Annotated in this window: 17 protein-coding genes, 15 tRNA genes and 2 rRNA genes; 10 read left to right on the top strand and 24 right to left on the bottom strand. The window is 40.0% G+C overall.

The genetic code is table 11. The annotated features are described in order from the left end of the window. The first annotated feature begins 110 nt into the window (after window positions 1-110). Genes MKZ17_RS03085 through MKZ17_RS03075 form a run of 3 tightly spaced genes read left to right on the top strand, consistent with a single transcriptional unit; the run spans window position 111 to window position 1900 of the window. Entirely contained in the window at window positions 111-536 is a 426-nt protein-coding gene (locus tag MKZ17_RS03085) for a disulfide oxidoreductase (RefSeq protein WP_340722332.1), read from the top strand. Between the two features lies 1 nt (window position 537). Further along, on the top strand, window positions 538-1008 hold the full coding sequence (locus tag MKZ17_RS03080; RefSeq protein ID WP_340722331.1) for a thioredoxin family protein: 471 nt from the start codon (window positions 538-540) through the stop codon (window positions 1006-1008). Window positions 1009-1066: 58 nt separating this feature from the next. Next, a complete protein-coding gene (locus tag MKZ17_RS03075; protein ID WP_340722330.1) occupies window positions 1067-1900 on the top strand; it encodes an RluA family pseudouridine synthase in 834 nt (277 codons plus the stop codon). Between the two features lie 52 nt (window positions 1901-1952). On the opposite strand, the gene MKZ17_RS03070 is transcribed toward MKZ17_RS03075, so the two are convergent. Next, window positions 1953-2783, bottom strand: coding sequence for an aldo/keto reductase (locus MKZ17_RS03070; RefSeq protein WP_340722329.1), 831 nt, complete (start codon window positions 2781-2783; stop codon window positions 1953-1955). Between the two features lie 173 nt (window positions 2784-2956). Here MKZ17_RS03070 and MKZ17_RS03065 point away from each other — a divergent pair, with 173 nt between their 5' ends. Then, window positions 2957-4573 (top strand): long-chain fatty acid--CoA ligase, encoded by a 1617-nt coding sequence (locus MKZ17_RS03065; protein ID WP_340722328.1) that lies wholly within the window; start codon window positions 2957-2959, stop codon window positions 4571-4573. 252 nt (window positions 4574-4825) lie between these two features. Here the strand turns inward: MKZ17_RS03065 and MKZ17_RS03060 are convergent, their stop codons facing one another. Continuing rightward, window positions 4826-5014, bottom strand: coding sequence for a multidrug ABC transporter ATPase (locus tag MKZ17_RS03060; protein WP_340722327.1), 189 nt, complete (start codon window positions 5012-5014; stop codon window positions 4826-4828). 389 nt (window positions 5015-5403) lie between these two features. Here MKZ17_RS03060 and MKZ17_RS03055 point away from each other — a divergent pair, with 389 nt between their 5' ends. Both MKZ17_RS03055 and MKZ17_RS03050 read left to right on the top strand, forming a co-directional pair. Further along, entirely contained in the window at window positions 5404-6291 is an 888-nt protein-coding gene (locus tag MKZ17_RS03055; RefSeq protein ID WP_340722326.1) for a VOC family protein, read from the top strand. A 114-nt stretch (window positions 6292-6405) separates the two neighbouring features. Further along, window positions 6406-7173 (top strand): sporulation protein, encoded by a 768-nt coding sequence (locus tag MKZ17_RS03050; RefSeq protein WP_340722325.1) that lies wholly within the window; start codon window positions 6406-6408, stop codon window positions 7171-7173. A gap of 50 nt (window positions 7174-7223) precedes the next feature. On the opposite strand, the gene trmL is transcribed toward MKZ17_RS03050, so the two are convergent. Together trmL and queG are read right to left on the bottom strand one after the other, a co-directional pair. Beyond that, on the bottom strand, window positions 7224-7700 hold the full coding sequence (gene trmL / locus MKZ17_RS03045) for a tRNA (uridine(34)/cytosine(34)/5-carboxymethylaminomethyluridine(34)-2'-O)-methyltransferase TrmL (RefSeq protein WP_445326936.1): 477 nt from the start codon (window positions 7698-7700) through the stop codon (window positions 7224-7226). A gap of 50 nt (window positions 7701-7750) precedes the next feature. Then, on the bottom strand, window positions 7751-8884 hold the full coding sequence (queG, locus tag MKZ17_RS03040; protein ID WP_340722323.1) for a tRNA epoxyqueuosine(34) reductase QueG: 1134 nt from the start codon (window positions 8882-8884) through the stop codon (window positions 7751-7753). Window positions 8885-8942: 58 nt separating this feature from the next. Between queG and MKZ17_RS03035 the strand changes: the two genes are divergently transcribed. From MKZ17_RS03035 to MKZ17_RS03025, 3 genes are read left to right on the top strand one after another with little or no spacing between them, the layout of a single operon-like run. Continuing rightward, window positions 8943-9632 carry a B3/B4 domain-containing protein gene (locus MKZ17_RS03035; RefSeq protein ID WP_340722322.1) on the top strand — a complete coding sequence of 230 codons (690 nt, stop codon included), beginning with the start codon at window positions 8943-8945 and terminating at the stop codon, window positions 9630-9632. A 12-nt stretch (window positions 9633-9644) separates the two neighbouring features. Further along, window positions 9645-9860: a hypothetical protein gene (locus tag MKZ17_RS03030; protein WP_340722321.1), complete on the top strand. Its 216-nt coding sequence runs from the start codon at window positions 9645-9647 to the stop codon at window positions 9858-9860. Continuing rightward, on the top strand, window positions 9835-10149 hold the full coding sequence (locus MKZ17_RS03025) for a hypothetical protein (RefSeq protein ID WP_340722320.1): 315 nt from the start codon (window positions 9835-9837) through the stop codon (window positions 10147-10149). Before MKZ17_RS03030 ends, MKZ17_RS03025 begins: the two co-directional genes overlap by 26 nt. 241 nt (window positions 10150-10390) lie before the next feature. On the opposite strand, the gene MKZ17_RS03020 is transcribed toward MKZ17_RS03025, so the two are convergent. After that, a complete protein-coding gene (locus tag MKZ17_RS03020; protein ID WP_340722319.1) occupies window positions 10391-11299 on the bottom strand; it encodes a S66 peptidase family protein in 909 nt (302 codons plus the stop codon). 192 nt (window positions 11300-11491) lie between these two features. On the opposite strand from MKZ17_RS03020, the gene MKZ17_RS03015 reads away from it, so the two are divergent. Then, window positions 11492-12373 (top strand): DMT family transporter, encoded by an 882-nt coding sequence (locus MKZ17_RS03015; RefSeq protein WP_340722318.1) that lies wholly within the window; start codon window positions 11492-11494, stop codon window positions 12371-12373. Window positions 12374-12409: 36 nt separating this feature from the next. Here MKZ17_RS03015 and nagB read toward each other — a convergent pair whose 3' ends face one another. From nagB to MKZ17_RS02920, 19 genes are all read right to left on the bottom strand, one after another. Then, entirely contained in the window at window positions 12410-13123 is a 714-nt protein-coding gene (gene nagB, locus MKZ17_RS03010) for a glucosamine-6-phosphate deaminase (protein ID WP_340725491.1), read from the bottom strand. A 390-nt stretch (window positions 13124-13513) separates the two neighbouring features. Continuing rightward, complete coding sequence (locus MKZ17_RS03005; protein WP_340722317.1) at window positions 13514-14014, bottom strand: hypothetical protein; 501 nt, start codon at window positions 14012-14014, stop codon at window positions 13514-13516. A gap of 120 nt (window positions 14015-14134) precedes the next feature. After that, window positions 14135-14216 (bottom strand) — tRNA-Leu (locus MKZ17_RS03000). A 50-nt stretch (window positions 14217-14266) separates the two neighbouring features. After that, window positions 14267-14340: transfer RNA gene (locus MKZ17_RS02995), tRNA-Cys, on the bottom strand. 7 nt (window positions 14341-14347) lie between these two features. After that, window positions 14348-14422, bottom strand: a tRNA-Gly gene (locus MKZ17_RS02990). Window positions 14423-14434: 12 nt separating this feature from the next. Next, window positions 14435-14509: transfer RNA gene (locus MKZ17_RS02985), tRNA-Gln, on the bottom strand. Window positions 14510-14535: 26 nt separating this feature from the next. Further along, a tRNA-His gene (locus MKZ17_RS02980) sits at window positions 14536-14611 on the bottom strand. Between the two features lie 30 nt (window positions 14612-14641). Next, window positions 14642-14715 (bottom strand) — tRNA-Trp (locus MKZ17_RS02975). Between the two features lie 7 nt (window positions 14716-14722). After that, window positions 14723-14806 (bottom strand) — tRNA-Tyr (locus MKZ17_RS02970). A gap of 6 nt (window positions 14807-14812) precedes the next feature. After that, window positions 14813-14888, bottom strand: a tRNA-Thr gene (locus MKZ17_RS02965). A 12-nt stretch (window positions 14889-14900) separates the two neighbouring features. Then, window positions 14901-14976 (bottom strand) — tRNA-Phe (locus tag MKZ17_RS02960). A 22-nt stretch (window positions 14977-14998) separates the two neighbouring features. After that, window positions 14999-15074: transfer RNA gene (locus tag MKZ17_RS02955), tRNA-Asp, on the bottom strand. Window positions 15075-15077: 3 nt separating this feature from the next. Next, window positions 15078-15152, bottom strand: a tRNA-Met gene (locus MKZ17_RS02950). Between the two features lie 17 nt (window positions 15153-15169). Continuing rightward, window positions 15170-15245 (bottom strand) — tRNA-Val (locus MKZ17_RS02945). 22 nt (window positions 15246-15267) lie between these two features. Then, window positions 15268-15342, bottom strand: a tRNA-Glu gene (locus tag MKZ17_RS02940). A 15-nt stretch (window positions 15343-15357) separates the two neighbouring features. Next, a tRNA-Ser gene (locus MKZ17_RS02935) sits at window positions 15358-15449 on the bottom strand. 10 nt (window positions 15450-15459) lie between these two features. Further along, window positions 15460-15534: transfer RNA gene (locus MKZ17_RS02930), tRNA-Asn, on the bottom strand. Between the two features lie 15 nt (window positions 15535-15549). Then, window positions 15550-15665, bottom strand: a 5S ribosomal RNA gene (rrf, locus tag MKZ17_RS02925). A gap of 136 nt (window positions 15666-15801) precedes the next feature. Next, window positions 15802-18729 (bottom strand): 23S ribosomal RNA (locus tag MKZ17_RS02920). Window positions 18730-18803: the final 74 nt, after the last annotated feature.

The raw sequence follows: 18803 nt of genomic DNA, 5'->3' as shown, positions 1-18803 counted from the left end.
ATTAAACTTTCCCTAAAAATTAGATCTATTAAACGTAGTAATTTACTTTTTCTCGAATTCAAACTATAATCAAATAAAGTTAAAATAAGAAATTCGAGGTACTTTTATTTATGTCTAAAAAACTTGAAAATGCCTTACTCATGATTTGGATTGTTTCTTTAACTGCGACGCTTGGGTCCTTGTATTTTTCTGAAATACGAGGCTATATACCATGTACTCTGTGCTGGTATCAGCGCATCCTCATGTATCCAATTGTCATTATTGCGACTGTTGCCTACATACAAAAAAATTCAAAAATTGCTTTAACAACAGCCGTATTTTCATGTATCGGTGCAGTAACATCCTTATATCATTACAGTTTACAAAAGTTAGATTTTTTACAAGATGCTGCTCCTGCTTGTGGTCTTGTCCCATGTACGGGTCAGTATATTAACTGGTTCGGATTTGTAACGATTCCATTTTTAGCTTTAACAGCATTTCTACTAATCGCCGGAACTAGTCTTTATATGTTAAAGGTTTTAAAGGAGGAAAAATAACGTGAAAAAATTAGCCATCTTTGGTGGAATAATCGTTCTATTATTTGCAGCGATTATTTTCTTAACTAACATGTCAAATGAAGATAAGCTTAAGGACAATCCATATGGAACAGATGAATTAAAGCAATCAACTATTGATTTATTAAATGATAAAAACTACCAAAATATTATTTTACCCGATGCTTTAGCAGAGAAAATTGCAACTGGTGAAGGTGTCGTTGGTTATTTCTTCAGTCCTGAATGCTCACACTGTAAAAATTACACACCAAAACTAATGCCGATTGCTGAGGAATTAGATATCGAGGTCGATCAATTAAACGTATTAGAGTATCCAGACGAATGGGCAAAATACAACATCGAAGCTACACCAACATTAATTTACTTCGAAAACGGTGTAGAGGTAAATCGTATTACTGGTGATGCACCAGATGAAACAACTCGCCAATTTTTTAACGATGTTGTGTTAAAATAAACATAAGACAAAAATCGTGTTCACTCTAGAACACGATTTTTCATTTGGAGGAAAATAAATGTTTACTTATACAATTAACGAAAACGGACTGACAGTTGAGGAGCTATTACGTACAAAATGGCGTCTTGGGAAAAAGATTGTGCATGAATTACGTATGGCAAAAGCTGTAACAATCAGCGATGAACCGATTTTATGGAAAGAGCCTTTAGATAAGGGGACGAAAATTCAGTTTGCGTTTGACGTTCCAGCATCAAATTATGAACCAACAACAGAATGTAACGTTGTAATCCGTTATGAAGATGAACATTGCTTAATCGTCTCGAAGCCTAAGGGTATGGCAACACATCCGAATTCACCAGATGATAAAAATACATGCATGAACCATGTCATGCGCCACATTTTAAATAATGGTGGTCATTATGTAGAGCATGTTCATCGCCTCGATCAAGGGACAAACGGCTTGTTATTAGTCGCGAAGCATCCGATCGCGAAATCCATTTTTGACCGTATGATTGAGGAAAAGACAATCATACGCACATATGCAGCAGAAGTACAAGGAAACATTCGCACCGATAGTGGGACAATCCGTGAAGCCATCGGAAAAGATCGTCACCATAATACGCGTCGTGTCGTATCCCCTACTGGACAACATGCTGTGACGCACTATGAAGTGGTGAATCGCTATAAAGGGACTTGTGTAGTTCATGTCGTTTTAGAAACAGGGCGTACCCATCAAATCCGTGTGCACATGGCACATTTAGGTCACCCAATTGTAGGTGATACAATGTATGGCGCACGCGAAACAAGCTCTGGTGATTACGCCCTTCATGCCATTCAACTTGCTTTCGAGCACCCATTTTTAAATGAATCGGTTGTAGTAAAAGATCAATAAAAAAACAAAAGATGGGCTACCTTATGCTCATCTTTTGTTTTACATAAATTTATTAAAAATCAAATTTAAAATGATCTGGATTTTGACCAAAACGTTCATTACGATTTAAACCATTAAGCTGTGCCATTGTTTCTAAAGATAGCTCGAAATGGAATAGCTCAGCATTTTCTTTAATACGGGCTGGTGTTACCGATTTTGGAATGATAATAGTGTCATTTTGCAAATGCCAACGTAAAATGACCTGAGCTGGTGACACATTGTACCGCTTTGCGATTTCTTGAATTTGTGAATCATTTAACACATGCCCACGACCAAGTGGTGACCAAGCTGTTACGGCAATATTATTACGATCACAAAATGCCTTTAGCTCCTGTTGATTTAAGTACGGATGCACTTCAACCTGGTTAACCATTGGCGCAATATTACAGCTCGCTAATAATTCTTTTAAATGATTTTCATGATGATTCGATACACCTGGCACACGAATTAATTTTTCATCATATAAACGTTCAATGGCACGATACGTATCCACATATTTTTCAGCAACTGGCCAGTGTGTTAAATATAAATCAACATAATCCATATTTAGCTTCTTTAATGATGTTTCAAAAGCGCGTAATGTATTGTCATAGCCTTGATCGCTATTCCACACTTTCGTTGTCACAAAGATATCTTCACGAGGAATTTTAGCATGACGGATCGCCTCACCTACCTCTTCTTCGTTAAAATACAATGCTGCTGTATCAATCGCACGATAGCCAACGTCAAGTGCAGTTGCAATTGCCTGTAATGTTTCTTCCTTGTCCGTCATTTTGTAGACGCCTAACCCTACAAGCGGCATTTCAATCCCATTTTCAAGAATTTTTGTTGAATGTAAATTCATAATGTCACCTCTTTTATAGAATATGCTAATTATACATAGAAAAATTTATCTATTCGACTATTTCTACTGCTAGTTTGAAAGTTTCAAACATATATTAATTAATGTAACATTTAGTAACAAAAATTCTTTCTTCAGCAAGTATTAAATACCTTTCATTTAGGAGCTGATTAACTATGATGGACACACAGTTAACTTTGACAGGATTTTTAAAACGTGGAGAGCGGTTTTTTCCAAACAAGCAAATTATATCAAGAACAAGCCCTACTATGACTCATCGATTTTCGTTTAAAGATTATGTAAAACGCACGCATCGTTTAGCTGATGCCTTAAAGAAGCTCGGTATGAAGCGTGGGACAAAGGTTGGGACATTTGGATGGAATCACCACCGTCATTTAGAAGCTTATTTTGCCATTCCATGTAGTGGTGCTATTTTGCATACAATTAATATTCGTCTAGCACCAGAACATATTGTTTATATTATTAATCATGCAGAAGATGAGATTTTATTAATAGATGGAGATTTATTTCCTTTAGTGGAACCTGCATTAATCCATTTAAAAACGGTGAAGCATGTCATTGTCATGACTGATGATGTAACTTTACCTGAATCAAGTTTCCCAAATGTACACAGCTATGAGCAACTCTTACAAGAGGCTGATGAAAGTTTTGTATTCCCTAAGGATTTAGATGAAAATATGCAAGCTGGTATGTGCTATACATCTGCTACTACAGGTATGCCAAAAGGTGTCATGTATACACACCGAAGCATCGTTTTGCACAGTATTGCCCTTGGCTTATCAGAATCTTTTGGGCTAAAGGAAAGTGATGTGGCGCTTCCTGTTGTACCAATGTTTCACGTAAATGCATGGGGATTCCCTTTTGCTGCTTTAAACTTTGGTTCAAATATTGTACTTCCTGGTCCGATGTTTACACCTGCTCTATTACTTGATTTAATCGAGCAGGAAAACGTGACAATTACTGCGGGTGTACCAACAATTTGGATGGGTGTGCTTGCTGAGCAACAAAAGCAACCACGTGATTTATCTTCTATTCGTTTAATCATTTCGGGCGGATCTGCCTCACCAAAAGGGCTGATTCAGGCTTACATTGAAAAATTAGGTGTACCATATGTCAATGCTTACGGTATGACTGAAACTTCACCACTTGTAAGTATGTCACACCCTACAACTGAAATGACTAAATACGAAGCAGAGGATTTATTAGATATCCGTGTAACTCAAGGATTAACCGCCTCACTAATTGATACAGAAGTAGTTAACGAAAAAGGAGAAGTACCTTGGGACGGTGTAACGATGGGTGAACTAAGAATTCGTGGACCATGGATTGCTTCGGAATATTATAAGGATGAACGGACGAATGAAGCATTCCGCGATGGCTGGCTCTATACAGGCGATATCGCAGTCATGACTAAAGAGGGCTATATTAAAATTACAGACCGTACAAAGGATTTAATTAAATCCGGCGGTGAATGGATTTCGTCCGTTGATTTAGAAAATGCGCTCATGTCCCATCCCGCTGTATTAGAAGCTGCGGTAATTGCCATTCCACACCCAAAATGGCTGGAACGCCCTCTTGCTTGTGTCGTATTAAAGGAGAATGCATACGCTTCCAAAGAAGAACTTATCTCTTCTCTTGAAAATGACTTTGCCAAATGGTGGTTACCGGACGACGTGGTATTTTTACAAGAGATTCCAAAAACATCTGTTGGAAAGTTTTTAAAAGCAAAGCTTCGTGAAGACTTGAAGAGTTATGAGTTACCTATAGATTAATTAAGAGTATGAGGCTGGGTCAGAAGTGAAAATTTCTCTATATACGGTAAAGTACAGTATTAAAAATTGGATACTTAATAAATTGGTTGTAGCGGAGGGGCGACTCCTGGGGAATAATGTGACGTCTGAGACTACAGGCTCAGGCCACGCACCCGGAAAGCGTCCCCCGCAACGGAAACCAATTACGAAAAAACATCATTTTTCTCACTCGAGAAAAATGATGTTTTTGTTTTGTCCCAGCCTCACGCTCTTTTATTTTTCTTTTTTCTTCTTTGTTTTTTCAAGTAACTCTTCGTCATCAAACTGCTGAGGATCTGCAATGCGGGCAGTTTCTTCTAGTTGCTGCTCATCACGCATATTTTCCATTTGCTTCCCTAATAATTTCAATTCATCAAGAGAATTAGCCATATTTCCATTTACAATTTCATCTCGATTAGTCATATGAACACCTCCTTTTTAAAATTTAAATTTACCAAATCCGATCCATTTCTGACATAAAATAAAGTAGTAATAACCATAATTTGTGATATACTGAATGGAGATATAATTAGAACATGAGGAGGATACTTCCATGAAATTAATATTAATTCTTGGAGTTTGCGCATCATTTTTATGTGCCATCTTTACAGCTGGTTATGATAGCAAACCATTCTCTAAAGAAAACTAATCACTATTAGCTTTCACATGAAAGGCAATCGTATTTAATGACGATTGTCTTTTTTAATTTAGAAAAGTATTTTCTAGTTTGACTTTTACTTTTGTTGCGATTATTATTAGTTACATTAAGTAACTTAATGATTAAAAATAACTTAAAGAGGAGATTTCATTCCATGGCAATACATTTTCATAAAAAACCAAACTTATATGCTTCTCATGTTCAACTAAAGGTTTCCAACTTAGCACGTTCACTTGAATATTACACAACAATTATCGGCTTCAAAATTCTAGAACAAACATCGAATACTGCTTATTTATCAACAGATGGGAAAACAAGCTTGCTATCGTTAGTCGAAGTGCAAAATGCCAAACCTTTACAAACTGGTTTTGCTGGTCTTTACCACTTTGCTTTACTATTACCCTCTCGTAAGGACTTAGGAAACATTGTTCAGCATTTTATAAATTTAAATGTGCGCCTTGGAGCGGCGGATCATGATGTTTCAGAAGCTTTATATTTAAATGATCCAGATGGTAATGGAATTGAAATTTATATTGATCGTGATGAATCTGAGTGGACTTGGTTTGAAGGTGATCAGGTGCATATGGTAACTGAGCAATTGAATTTCCAACCTATTCTTGCAGCAGCAGATGGTAAATGGGCCGGTCTACCAGAAGACACAGTAATGGGACATGTGCATTTATCCGTAGCTAACCTTGATAAATCTGAACAATTTTATACAAACGTTTTAAATTACAATGTTGTTACTCGTTATGGTGCTCAGGCGTTATTCGTTTCTACAGGAAAATATCATCATCATTTTGGCTTAAATACGTGGAACAGTGCAAACGGGCATGCACCAACAGATGATATGGTTGGTTTAAATTCTTTCACTATCGTCTTAAAAAATGCCGATTATGCAGAAGCAGTTAAACAAAATCTACACGAAAATGGGTATGCTATTGAAAACTATGTTGGAGCACCAATTCATGGTGGTACACAAGCATTTTCAACAGTTGACCCAAATGGTTTACGCATCATATTTACAATTGATGGTGAATAAAATGATAGTTATAATCATCGCTTAAAAATAAGCGATGATTTTTTATTAGGAATGAAACTTCCTGATACATTCGACCGTATAGTAATTAACTCAATTACAGACGGAGGAATTATAATGTCTCTTTTTAACAAAGTATTAGCAAGTGTTGGTATCGGTGCAGCTACTGTCGATACAAAATTACACAAGTCTACGTATTCAATTAACGAAACAATTACAGGTGTTGTGGAAATTGTTGGCGGTAATACTGAACAGCAAATTGATGCGATTTATTTATCTCTTTACACAAACTATATTCGTGAAATTGATGATAAAAAAGTTACAGACACAGCCGTTTTACAAAAACACAAAATTAATGAGCCATTCACAATTCAAGCAAATGAAAAACGTGAAATTCCTTTTTCTCTCCCTTTACCTGCGATTGTTCCCGTTACCACTGGCCAATCACGTGTATGGATTCAAACAGGCTTAGACATTAAAAATGCAATCGATCCAACAGATAAAGACTTTATCAATATTCAACCGACTCGTTTAGCGAGCAATGTTTTATCAGCAATTCAAAACTTAGGATTCCGTTTACGTAAGGTTGATTGTGAACAGGCACCATCTTATTTACGTAGCCGCAGTCCGATCGTACAAGAATTTGAATTTACTCCGACAAACAATACTTATCGTCGGTATCTAGATGAATTAGAGGTCGTATTTTTAGATCAATCACCAAATGCAGTTGAAGTTCTACTGCAAGTGGATCGCCGCGCACGTGGCTTAGGTGGCTTTTTATCGGAAGCATTAGATATGGATGAGAGCTTCATCCGTCTAACGCTCTTTGAAAACGACAATCTTTCTACAAAAATAGCTCAGGCGATCGAAAACAAAATGAGATAATTTCATGTTAAAAAGGCATGGTACACAAAGTTCGTGTACTATGCCTTAGTTTATTTTAAGCCAGGATAATTTTGCTGACGTAATGCTTCGTAAATAACGATCGCAGCAGTATTTGACAAATTTAATGAGCGAATATGATCACTTTGTGGAATGCGTAAACATTTATCTGCACGCTTCTGAGCGAAATCTTTCGGTAAGCCAGTCGTTTCACGGCCAAACATGAAATATATATCCTTCGATGTATCGCTAAAGTCATGTGTTGTATATGGCTCATCACTGTATGTTTCGATTAAATAAAGATCTCCATCCCTACTATAGTCAAGAAAATCCTCTAATGAATCATGGTAGACCACATTCACATGTTCCCAGTAATCTAATCCTGCCCGTTTTAACATTTTGTCATCGGTAGAAAAGCCTAAAGGGCGAATTAAATGAAGTGATGTATTTGTACCAGCACAGGTTCTTGCAATATTACCTGTATTTGCTGGAATTTCTGGTTGGTATAAAACAATATGATTTGGCACGATAAATCCTTCTCTCGTTTATTATTCATTAAGATAACTAGAAATTTCCGGCTCTAAGCATCAATAAAAGCTAAGCCTTTTTCTATTTCAACTAATACTTCTTCGTCTTGTTCCTTTGCTTTGGCGGCAAGTAAAATCTCCTTTGCCCCTTCAGCTCCAATTTTTCCGATTGCCCACGCCGCTGTTCCTCGAATGACGGGACGCTCATCTTTTTTTAACACATCAATAAGTTGTGGGATGGCAGACTGTTCTTTAAAATGCGCAAGCGCTAAAATAGCATTTCGCTGAATCGGCTTTTTTCCGCGCCATGAACCTGAGACATGTCCAAACTTTGCTTTAAATTCTTTATTTGAAATCGATAATAATGGTTCTAACAAGGGTTTTGCGAGTTCTGGATCGGGTGTAAATTCATCATGTATCCAGTTCAGCTTTCCTTTATTTTTTGGACAAACCGTTTGACATGTATCACAGCCATATAAACGATTACCGATTTTCGTGCGAAACTCTTCAGGTAAAAAACCTTTTGTTTGCGTTAAGAAGGCAATACAGCGCTGGGAGTTCAGCTGCCCTGGTGCCACAATCGCACCGGTCGGACAAACATCAATACATAAATTGCAATCACCACAGCCGTCTTCTAACGGCTCATCTGGGGCAAACGGGATATTGGTCATCAGTTCACCTAAATAAACATACGAACCAAATTCGGGTGTAATAATCGAGCAGTTTTTCCCGCTCCAGCCAATGCCTGCTCGTTCAGCAACAGCACGATCTACAAGCTCCCCTGTATCCACCATTGACTTTATTTTAACATTTGCCACGCGCTCGACTAACCATTGCTCTAAAAGCTGTAATCGCTCGCGCACAGCGGTATGATAATCGATACCCCACGACGCGCGACAAAATATGCCTCGTCGCTCTCCTTTTTTTCCTTGTGGTGCGTCCTTCATGCGAGATGGATAAGCAACTGCTATTGCCACAATACTTTCCGCACTGTCTAATAATTTTAAGGGCTCTGTTCTAAGTTCCACATCGGATTCTTCAAAGCCTGATTGAAAGCCAAGCTCCTGCTGACGGCGCAAGCGATTTTTCAACTCGTGAAATGGTGCTGCAGTCGTAAAGCCAATTTTATCGACACCGATTGATTTTGCATATTGTATGAATTCAGCCTGTAACTGATCAACTTTCATTTCACTCGCTCCTTACAAATGGTACACTTTACATAAATAATTTTAGTAGGTGATCTATATGAACATTTCTATTAATGATTCCCTTTTCACAATCAACAACCAATTTAAAATTGGCATTATCCATTATAACAAAATTATTGTAGAAGAATCCCCTCAAATGATTAAAGGACGCACACAGCTTTATCAAGAAAACTTATTTTTTGAGCTTCAGGATACGCCAGTTACAGAACGTGCAGGTATTAAAGAATGGCGACAACTCTGGAAGGCTCTCGGTGCAGATCCAAACAGATACCGCCCCTCTGCTGAGAGCTTAATGCGCCGTATTGCTAAACAGCAATATTTAACTCCGTCTCACTTAGCTGTAGACTTAAACAATTTCTTTTCATTGCAATATGAGCTACCAATTGGTATTTATGATGTCCATACATTAGAAGGAGATATTGAAATTACCTTAGGTGATGACACAACAGGCTATGAAGGATTAAATGGACGTCATAACACATTAGCAAATATTCTATATTCAAAAGATGCACTCGGTGCTTTCGGTAGTCCTTACGTAGACTCAAAACGTAGCGCGGTAACGAAGAATACTATAGAAGCTCTACAAATCTTCTATTTACGTCCCTCATTATCAGATAGTAATTGTGAGCAATTGCTGGGTAGTTCTGGTAAAATGTTTACACAGATAAGTGGTGGTGATTTCAAAACCGCACTACTTACGAGCGAAATTCGAACAGTTCACATTTAAGGAGTGATTGTAATGGCCATCAATTTAGCTGAGGCAGTAAAATTAAAAAGTATTATTATGAAAAAAATTCAAGAGCTTTCACATTCTACTCATCAATTAACTCATGTCATTATCGAAAAGGGCGAACAGCCTACAAAGCCTGAATACTCTTTAGAAATGCTAGAGGATGAGCTAAAAACATTACGTAAAGACTCACGCAAGCTTGATGCACTCACGTGCCAATATTGATCATACAATTACGTTTAACGATGAAGATATGCCAATCGTGGAGGCCATTGAATTGGCCAATCAGCTCCGTGCAGAAGTAGCCTTTTGTAAACAATTAGGCTCTGAAGAAAAGGAATCCTATTATCATAACTCTGGCGATGCAATGCTTTACCGGGTGGCTTTATTCGAGCCAATGAAATATCGAAATCGTGCAAACGAACTAGAAAAAGAAGCACATCGCTTATCGAACACTATTAATGCCAAAAATTATCAAATCCAAATTGATTTTGACGATAGCAATTACTTCTAACCTCAGGGCGGTGAGACTCCAAACTGAGTAATAACGAGTGAACTTTATGCTTTAAGCAAACTTAAATCAACCGATTAACATTCACCTGTTACACTGTTACCCTTTACTAATAACCAACCATAGTAAAAAACAGACAATCCGTGAATTAGATTTTCTGTTCACTCGTTATTAAAAGGCACCTCTCGCAATTTTTGCGAAGGTGCCTTTGTTTTATTTCTTTAAGTAATTGGCAAACACATAATTACTCTACGCCTGGTAAAACCCGTACATATTTCTCATCCGCATTTAAAATGACATCGACCCCTAATGGAACTGCAATGTTTGGCTCGCAATGACCGATCTTAAAGCCAGCAATAGTTGGTTTGTTAAGTGGTTTTAAATACCCTCCTATTACGTTTAATACCTCTTCCTCGCCGCTTGAGCCCAACATATTAAAGTCTCCAATCATAAAGCCTGCTGCCAACTCTAGCTTTCTCGATAAGCGCAATTGATTCATCATATTATCAATTTGCTCGAGTGATTCACCCATATCCTCTAGAAGGACTACTTTATTGCGTACATCGACTTCAAATTTCGTTCCTAATGTACTTACAAGGCGATTTAAGTTTCCACCTGTTATTTCCCCACGCACAGCTCCAGGTACGATTGTGCGAAGTGGTGAGATGTTTTCACCGTATTGAATTTCCATTGGCATGAATAACTGCTGGAACATCTTTTTTGAAAGCTCATCTAGCTCCCCTGTTGGACTTGATAGCATCGGCCCATGGAAAGTAACCAAATTCGAATACTCATTGACTTGTGTATGTAAAGTCGTTCCATCAGAAAAGCCCCAAATGATTTTCGGATGATCTTCAATTAATGGGTAGCTAATTTTATCAATAATACGTGAAATTCCATAACCACCTCTCACTAGAAAGACTGCCTTCACTTCAGGATCACGAATCATTTGGTGGAAATCTTCTAACCGTTCCTCATCGCTACCAGCTAAATACCCATTGTATGATTGTATTGTTTGTCCAATTTTATATTTAAGACCTAACTCGTCTAATAATGCTAATTTATCGCCTAATGCTTCCAGCCTGATTGGACTACTTAATGCAACAAGTCCAACTGTGTCACCAACGTTTAATCTTTCTGGACGGATCTTCATCTTCTATCTACCTCCATTTTCTACTGTCGTAATTGTATCATAGCGTTTTACGTAAATCCCATTGCAAATCGTTCCTATCAGCTCCTATAATAGTAAAATGAAACTTTAAACAATATTTCCACGGAATAATAGATTTCACCATCCACGCTTTTATAGGGCGAAATCATTTCTTACATAAGGAGCTGTACGACTATGAAATTTCCACCACAGCTACTACTCCTGTTAGCTACATTATTATGGGGTGGTAACTTTGTTATTGGACGTGCGATTTCTGGAGACATTCCTCCTATCACGCTCGCATTTTTACGCTGGATCGTCGCATTTTTAATTTTTTTCCCAATCACCTATCGCCGTACTAAAAAAGAATGGCCTATTCTTAAACAACATTGGGGTATTGTCCTTATATTAGCATTCACTGGGGTTGCAGCATTTAATACACTTGTCTATATCGGACTTCACTATACAACCTCTATTAATGCTTCATTAATGAATTCTTCGACGCCCATTATGATATACATATTAAGCTTTATTTTGTTAAAGGAACATTTATCGAAATATCAAATTTTCGGGACATTACTATCCCTTACTGGAGTTATCTTTATCATATCAGGTGGTTCCTTGAAAAGCCTTCTTTCATTTACGTTTAATAAAGGAGACTTAATCGTACTTATTGCTGTATTTTGTTGGAGTATTTATTCATTGCTCATCAAAAAATATGCAGGTAAATTACCAGGCAACTCTACATTTTTAGTAACGATTGCGATCGGTGCAATTATGCTTATTCCGTTTACTGCTTATGAATTACTTGCAACAGAGCATTCGATTACATGGAGCATTTCTACAATAAGTGGCATTTTATACGTAGGTATCGTTGCCTCTATTATTGCTTTTCTAAGTTGGAATACTGGAGTTGTTGCATTAGGAGCAAATAAAGCCAGCATTTATTTAAATTTCATCCCTGTATTTGCAACCATTTTTGCTGTGCTATTTTTAGATGAGCGATTATTCGTGGCTCAAATAATTGGTGGCTTAACAGTAATTGCAGGTGTAATCGTCTCTACAATAAAAAAATAGACAAAAGGAGTGCAGAAAATAATTGCACTCCTTTTCTTATTTTACCTCTGTGTAAATAACGACAACATCTGCATGAGTGTGTAAGGCACTTGCAGGGAAATCCTCGGAAATCACACCACTACGTAAGCGATCAAATGCATCTTGCTTAGTAGCCCCAGCAATTAATAATACTACCTTTTTGGCATTTAATATTGTTTGGATCCCCATTGTAATTGCTTTAGTCGGTACATCATTAATCGAATTAAAGTATATTTTATTAGCTTCACGAGTTGAGGCAGTGAGATTTACAACATGCGTACCTGTTTTAAAGGATGTACCGGGCTCATTAAATCCAATATGACCATTAACACCAATACCTAGTAATTGAATATCAATATCCCCAGCCTGTTCAATCAGTTCCTCGTAATGAGCTGCAGCATTACATAAATCATCCGTATTACCTTTTGGCACAAATATATTTTCCGGTTTTATATCAATATGATTAAATAAGTATTGATTCATATAATAATGATAGCTAGCTTTATTTGCTGGATCAATTCCAACATACTCGTCCAAGTTAAACGTTTTTGCCTCAGCAAACGAAATGTCCCCAGCTCTATACGCTTGAACAAGTTCTTGATAAAATCCTTTTGGCGTGCCACCTGTCGCCATCCCAAACACCGTATTCCTATTTTTCTTTAACTGATTTTTAAATATGTCAGCGGCTAGTTTACTTAACTCATCATAATTATTAGCCTCTATCCATTTCATATTAGTTTCTGTATTATTCAAGTAACTTCCCTACTTCCGTAAATTTAGCAAATACATTCTAATGAGGTATAATGATTTAAATTAAACTACAATATGTCCATTCTAATTGAATTCCATTAACATTTCTTCGATATAAATTAAAGTTCACAATTTTATTGAAATTATAACTGTTTTTATTAAATGAATAGCAACTCGTTCATATTAAATAAAAAAAAAAATCCTTAATTTCTTAAGGATTCTTCACGTGAATTGATACGGATACTCTAGATATTACTTAATAAACAAAACCACATACTTGCAATAATTTAGCACCCTTCGACAGTAAATAAAAAGATGACGTTTGCTATATTCAGGCTTCACCGTTTGCTATATGCCATAAAGAGTAGGAATTTATTTAATAGTAAAAACCAATTCATTATTTAACTTATAATCTTTTTGATTTAGATAAAATTCAACAGTTGCATTAACTGTAACTTTGCCAAGATCTAAATGCGTTGTATCAATGTCAGTTGTATTAAGTATGACGGGTTGACCTTTTGCAAAAGTGTAAGGAAGAGCAATATCCTCTCTCGAATAGCGTGGACTAATTTCTTCTCCAAGTTCATTCAATACTTCCGAGGTGATTAAATTTCCTCCACCTCTTACTATTACTTCGGAAGATTTCCCGTTATACAAAAGGTTTGCTTCAATATCAACTTTTTCACCTTTGGAGTATATTTTTTTATCGCTTGTAATTGTAAAAGTAAAATCATCTTCATCTGAAGAAACTATTTGCATCTTATTTAGTTGTTTATTATTTTGTTTTTCATGACTAATTGTGTTTTCATCATTATAATTACAACCAAATAGTATCAATACTAAAAGAGGAATTAAAATTGACTTAATTTTCATCTTGCACCTCCTTTTATATTAATTGGTAATAGGTGTTCTACCTAAATTCACAAAAAGCGTCAAACCCTTGTTTAATAAGGCTTTGACGCTTTTATTGTGTAAGCTACATTAAGCTAAGTATACCGATAGTCGGGGTCGAACCGACACTCCAGAAGGAACCGGATTTTGAGTCCGGCGCGTCTGCCAATTCCGCCATATCGGCAAAACAAAAAAAGAGTAAAAAAAAACCGGTTTAACCGATTTGATAAATTATGGAGGCGGCAACCGGATTTGAACCGGTGATAAAGGTGTTGCAGACCTGTGCCTTACCACTTGGCTATGCCGCCATAATATTGGAGCGGAAGACGAGGTTCGAACTCGCGACCCCCACCTTGGCAAGGTGGTGTTCTACCACTGAACTACTTCCGCAAAATAAAAAAATGGCTGGGGTACCTGGATTCGAACCAGGGCATGACGGAATCAAAATCCGTTGCCTTACCGCTTGGCTATACCCCAAAGCTTTAAATGTTTTATATTAAAAATGGGGCGACTGATGGGAATCGAACCCACGAATGCCTGAACCACAATCAGGTGCGTTAACCACTTCGCCACAACCGCCATGAAAATTATTATGTTTATTTTAAAAATTGGCAGGGGCAGTAGGAATCGAACCCACACTGACGGTTTTGGAGACCGTAGTTCTACCTTTAAACTATGCCCCTATAAAGATGGTGGAGGGGGACGGATTCGAACCGCCGAACCCTAAGGAGCGGATTTACAGTCCGCCGCGTTTAGCCACTTCGCTACCCCTCCAGGTAATGGTGCCGGCGAAAGGAGTCGAACCCTCGACCTACTGATTACAAGTCAGTTGCTCTACCAACTGAGCTACACCGGCAAAATCTTTATATGGTGGGTCAGGACGGAATCGAACCGCCGACACTTAGAGCTTCAATCTAATGCTCTACCAACTGAGCTACTGACCCATATAAATTAAATTTATTAAAATGGCGGTCCCGACCGGGATCGAACCGGCGATCTCCTGCGTGACAGGCAGGCATGTTAACCGCTACACCACGGGACCATTTGGTTGCGGGGACAGGACTTGAACCTGCGACCTTCGGGTTATGAGCCCGACGAGCTACCACTGCTCCACCCCGCGATAATACTATTTTTTTATGGTGGAGGATGACGGGCTCGAACCGCCGACCCCCTGCTTGTAAGGCAGGTGCTCTCCCAGCTGAGCTAATCCTCCATGCTGGATTTAATAATGGAAATGGTGACCCGTACGGGATTCGAACCCGTGTTACCGCCGTGAAAGGGCGGTGTCTTAACCACTTGACCAACGGGCCATTAATAAAATTGGCTGGCGGAGAGTAAGGGATTTGAACCCTTGATGCAGGGTTACCCGCATACACGATTTCCAATCGTGCTCCTTCGGCCTCTCGGACAACTCTCCAAGATTAATATGGCTCCGAAGGTAGGACTCGAACCTACGACCAACCGGTTAACAGCCGGTTGCTCTACCACTGAGCTACTTCGGAATGATTTATATGTAAGCCTAGCGACGTCCTACTCTCACAGGGGGAAGCCCCCAACTACCATCGGCGCTAAAGAGCTTAACTTCCGTGTTCGGTATGGGAACGGGTGTGACCTCTTTGCCATCATCACTAGACTTATTTTGAAAGACATTACTTATTATACTACATCTTGCATAAATATCAAGTGTTTTTTAATATTTTTTTGATGATTTTATTCATCTTTTGTTCTTTCAAAACTGGATAAACGTTTCATTGAATTTGCAATAAAATGTGGTTAAGTCCTCGACCGATTAGTATTCGTCAGCTCCATACGTCACCGCACTTCCACCTCGAACCTATCTACCTGATCGTCTTTCAGGGGTCTTACTTACTTGCGTAATGGGAAATCTCATCTTGAGGGGGGCTTCATGCTTAGATGCTTTCAGCACTTATCCCGTCCACACATAGCTACCCAGCGATGCCTTTGGCAAGACAACTGGTACACCAGCGGTGTGTCCATCCCGGTCCTCTCGTACTAAGGACAGCTCCTCTCAAATTTCCTACGCCCACGACGGATAGGGACCGAACTGTCTCACGACGTTCTGAACCCAGCTCGCGTACCGCTTTAATGGGCGAACAGCCCAACCCTTGGGACCGACTACAGCCCCAGGATGCGATGAGCCGACATCGAGGTGCCAAACCTCCCCGTCGATGTGGACTCTTGGGGGAGATAAGCCTGTTATCCCCGGGGTAGCTTTTATCCGTTGAGCGATGGCCCTTCCATGCGGAACCACCGGATCACTAAGCCCGTCTTTCGACCCTGCTCGACTTGTAGGTCTCGCAGTCAAGCTCCCTTATGCCTTTACACTCTTCGAATGATTTCCAACCATTCTGAGGGAACCTTTGGGCGCCTCCGTTACCTTTTAGGAGGCGACCGCCCCAGTCAAACTGTCCGCCTGACACTGTCTCCTACCCCGCTAAGGGGCATGGGTTAGAAGTTCAATACAACCAGGGTAGTATCCCACCGACGCCTCCTTCGAAGCTGGCGCTCCGAGATCTCTGGCTCCTACCTATCCTGTACAAGTTGTACCAAAATTCAATATCAGGCTACAGTAAAGCTCCACGGGGTCTTTCCGTCCTGTCGCGGGTAACCTGCATCTTCACAGGTACTATAATTTCACCGAGTCTCTCGTTGAGACAGTGCCCAGATCGTTACGCCTTTCGTGCGGGTCGGAACTTACCCGACAAGGAATTTCGCTACCTTAGGACCGTTATAGTTACGGCCGCCGTTTACTGGGGCTTCAATTCGCAGCTTCGCTTGCGCTAACCACTCCTCTTAACCTTCCAGCACCGGGCAGGCGTCAGCCCCTATACGTCACCTTACGGTTTTGCAGAGACCTGTGTTTTTGCTAAACAGTCGCCTGGGCCTATTCACTGCGGCTCTCATGCGCTTGCACGCTCAAGAGCACCCCTTCTCCCGAAGTTACGGGGTCATTTTGCCGAGTTCCTTAACGAGAGTTCTCTCGCACACCTTAGGATTCTCTCCTCGACTACCTGTGTCGGTTTGCGGTACGGGCACCTCTCACCTCGATAGAGGCTTTTCTTGGCAGTGTGAAATCAGGAACTTCGCTCATACGAGCTCGTCATCACAGCTCAACGTTATAGTGTGCGGATTTGCCTACACACACGCCTTACTGCTTGAACAGAGACAACCAACGCTCTGCTTACCCTATCCTACTGCGTCCCCCCATTTCTCAAACGGTGAGGAGGTGGTACAGGAATATCAACCTGTTGTCCATCGCCTACGCCTATCGGCCTCGGCTTAGGTCCCGACTAACCCTGAGCGGACGAGCCTTCCTCAGGAAACCTTAGTCATACGGTGGACGGGATTCTCACCCGTCTTTCGCTACTCATACCGGCATTCTCACTTCTAAGCGCTCCACCAGTCCTTCCGGTCTGACTTCAACGCACTTAGAACGCTCTCCTACCACGCATACCAACGGTATGCATCCACAGCTTCGGTGAATCGTTTAGCCCCGATACATTTTCGGCGCAGCGTCACTCGACCAGTGAGCTATTACGCACTCTTTAAATGATGGCTGCTTCTAAGCCAACATCCTGGTTGTCTAAGCAACGCCACATCCTTTTCCACTTAACGATTACTTTGGGACCTTAGCTGGTGGTCTGGGCTGTTTCCCTTTTGACTACGGATCTTATCACTCGCAGTCTGACTCCCGTGTATAAATATCCGGCATTCGGAGTTTGTCTGAATTCGGTAAAGCGAGATGCCCCCCTAGTCCAAACAGTGCTCTACCTCCGGTATTCTCAATCACGAGGCTAGCCCTAAAGCTATTTCGGAGAGAACCAGCTATCTCCAGGTTCGATTGGAATTTCTCCGCTACCCACACCTCATCCCCGCACTTTTCAACGTGCGTGGGTTCGGGCCTCCAGTAAGTGTTACCTCACCTTCACCCTGGACATGGGTAGATCACCTGGTTTCGGGTCTACGACCACGTACTAATTCGCCCTATTCAGACTCGCTTTCGCTGCGGCTCCGTCTTCTCAACTTAACCTCGCACGTAATCGTAACTCGCCGGTTCATTCTACAAAAGGCACGCTATCACCCATTAACGGGCTCTAACTACTTGTAGGCACACGGTTTCAGGATCTATTTCACTCCCCTCCCGGGGTGCTTTTCACCTTTCCCTCACGGTACTGGTTCACTATCGGTCACTAGGTAGTATTTAGCCTTGGGAGATGGTCCTCCCGGATTCCGACGGAATTTCACGTGTTCCGCCGTACTCAGGATACACTCAAGAGGGAATGACTTTTTGACTACAGGGCTTTTACCTTGTTTCGCGGACCTTTCCAAGTCGCTTCATCTAAATCATTCTTTTGTAACTCCGTATAGAGTGTCCTACAACCCCAAAGAGCAAGCTCTTTGGTTTGGGCTCTTCCCGTTTCGCTCGCCGCTACTCAGGGAATCGAATTTTCTTTCTGTTCCTGCAGGTACTTAGATGTTTCAGTTCCCTGCGTCTGTCCTCATCACGCTATGTATTCACGTGTAGATACTATCCGATTAAAGATAGTGGGTTCCCCCATTCGGAAATCCCCGGATCAAAGCTTACTTACAGCTCCCCGAGGCATATCGGTGTTAGTGCCGTCCTTCATCGACTCCTAGTGCCAAGGCATCCACCGTGCGCCCTTATTAACTTAACCAAAAGTTAACACTTAAAGCATTCGCTTTAAGATTTGAGTTACACGTCAATGTTACTTGACTTGTTCAATATCTA

The sequence above is a fragment of the Solibacillus sp. FSL R7-0682 genome (assembly GCF_038005985.1).
GTDB lineage: Bacteria > Bacillota > Bacilli > Bacillales_A > Planococcaceae > Solibacillus.
The sequence above is the reverse complement of the archived record's forward strand: the minus strand, read 5'-3'. Positions and strand labels throughout refer to the sequence as shown.

Excerpts from the sequence above, each read along its gene's own strand:
- nagB (WP_340725491.1), bottom strand. The coding sequence starts at position 13,123 with ATGAAATGGATAGAGGCTAATAATTATGATGAGTTAAGTAAACTAGCC.
- MKZ17_RS03055 (WP_340722326.1), top strand. The coding sequence starts at position 5,404 with ATGGCAATACATTTTCATAAAAAACCAAACTTATATGCTTCTCATGTT.
- MKZ17_RS03070 (WP_340722329.1), bottom strand. The coding sequence starts at position 2,783 with ATGAATTTACATTCAACAAAAATTCTTGAAAATGGGATTGAAATGCCG.
- MKZ17_RS03085 (WP_340722332.1), top strand. The coding sequence starts at position 111 with ATGTCTAAAAAACTTGAAAATGCCTTACTCATGATTTGGATTGTTTCT.
- MKZ17_RS03060 (WP_340722327.1), bottom strand. The coding sequence starts at position 5,014 with ATGACTAATCGAGATGAAATTGTAAATGGAAATATGGCTAATTCTCTT.
- MKZ17_RS03030 (WP_340722321.1), top strand. The coding sequence starts at position 9,645 with ATGGCCATCAATTTAGCTGAGGCAGTAAAATTAAAAAGTATTATTATG.
- MKZ17_RS03005 (WP_340722317.1), bottom strand. The coding sequence starts at position 14,014 with ATGAAAATTAAGTCAATTTTAATTCCTCTTTTAGTATTGATACTATTT.
- MKZ17_RS03020 (WP_340722319.1), bottom strand. The coding sequence starts at position 11,299 with ATGAAGATCCGTCCAGAAAGATTAAACGTTGGTGACACAGTTGGACTT.
- queG (WP_340722323.1), bottom strand. The coding sequence starts at position 8,884 with ATGAAAGTTGATCAGTTACAGGCTGAATTCATACAATATGCAAAATCA.
- MKZ17_RS03015 (WP_340722318.1), top strand. The coding sequence starts at position 11,492 with ATGAAATTTCCACCACAGCTACTACTCCTGTTAGCTACATTATTATGG.
- MKZ17_RS03035 (WP_340722322.1), top strand. The coding sequence starts at position 8,943 with ATGAACATTTCTATTAATGATTCCCTTTTCACAATCAACAACCAATTT.
- MKZ17_RS03050 (WP_340722325.1), top strand. The coding sequence starts at position 6,406 with ATGTCTCTTTTTAACAAAGTATTAGCAAGTGTTGGTATCGGTGCAGCT.
- MKZ17_RS03065 (WP_340722328.1), top strand. The coding sequence starts at position 2,957 with ATGATGGACACACAGTTAACTTTGACAGGATTTTTAAAACGTGGAGAG.
- MKZ17_RS03075 (WP_340722330.1), top strand. The coding sequence starts at position 1,067 with ATGTTTACTTATACAATTAACGAAAACGGACTGACAGTTGAGGAGCTA.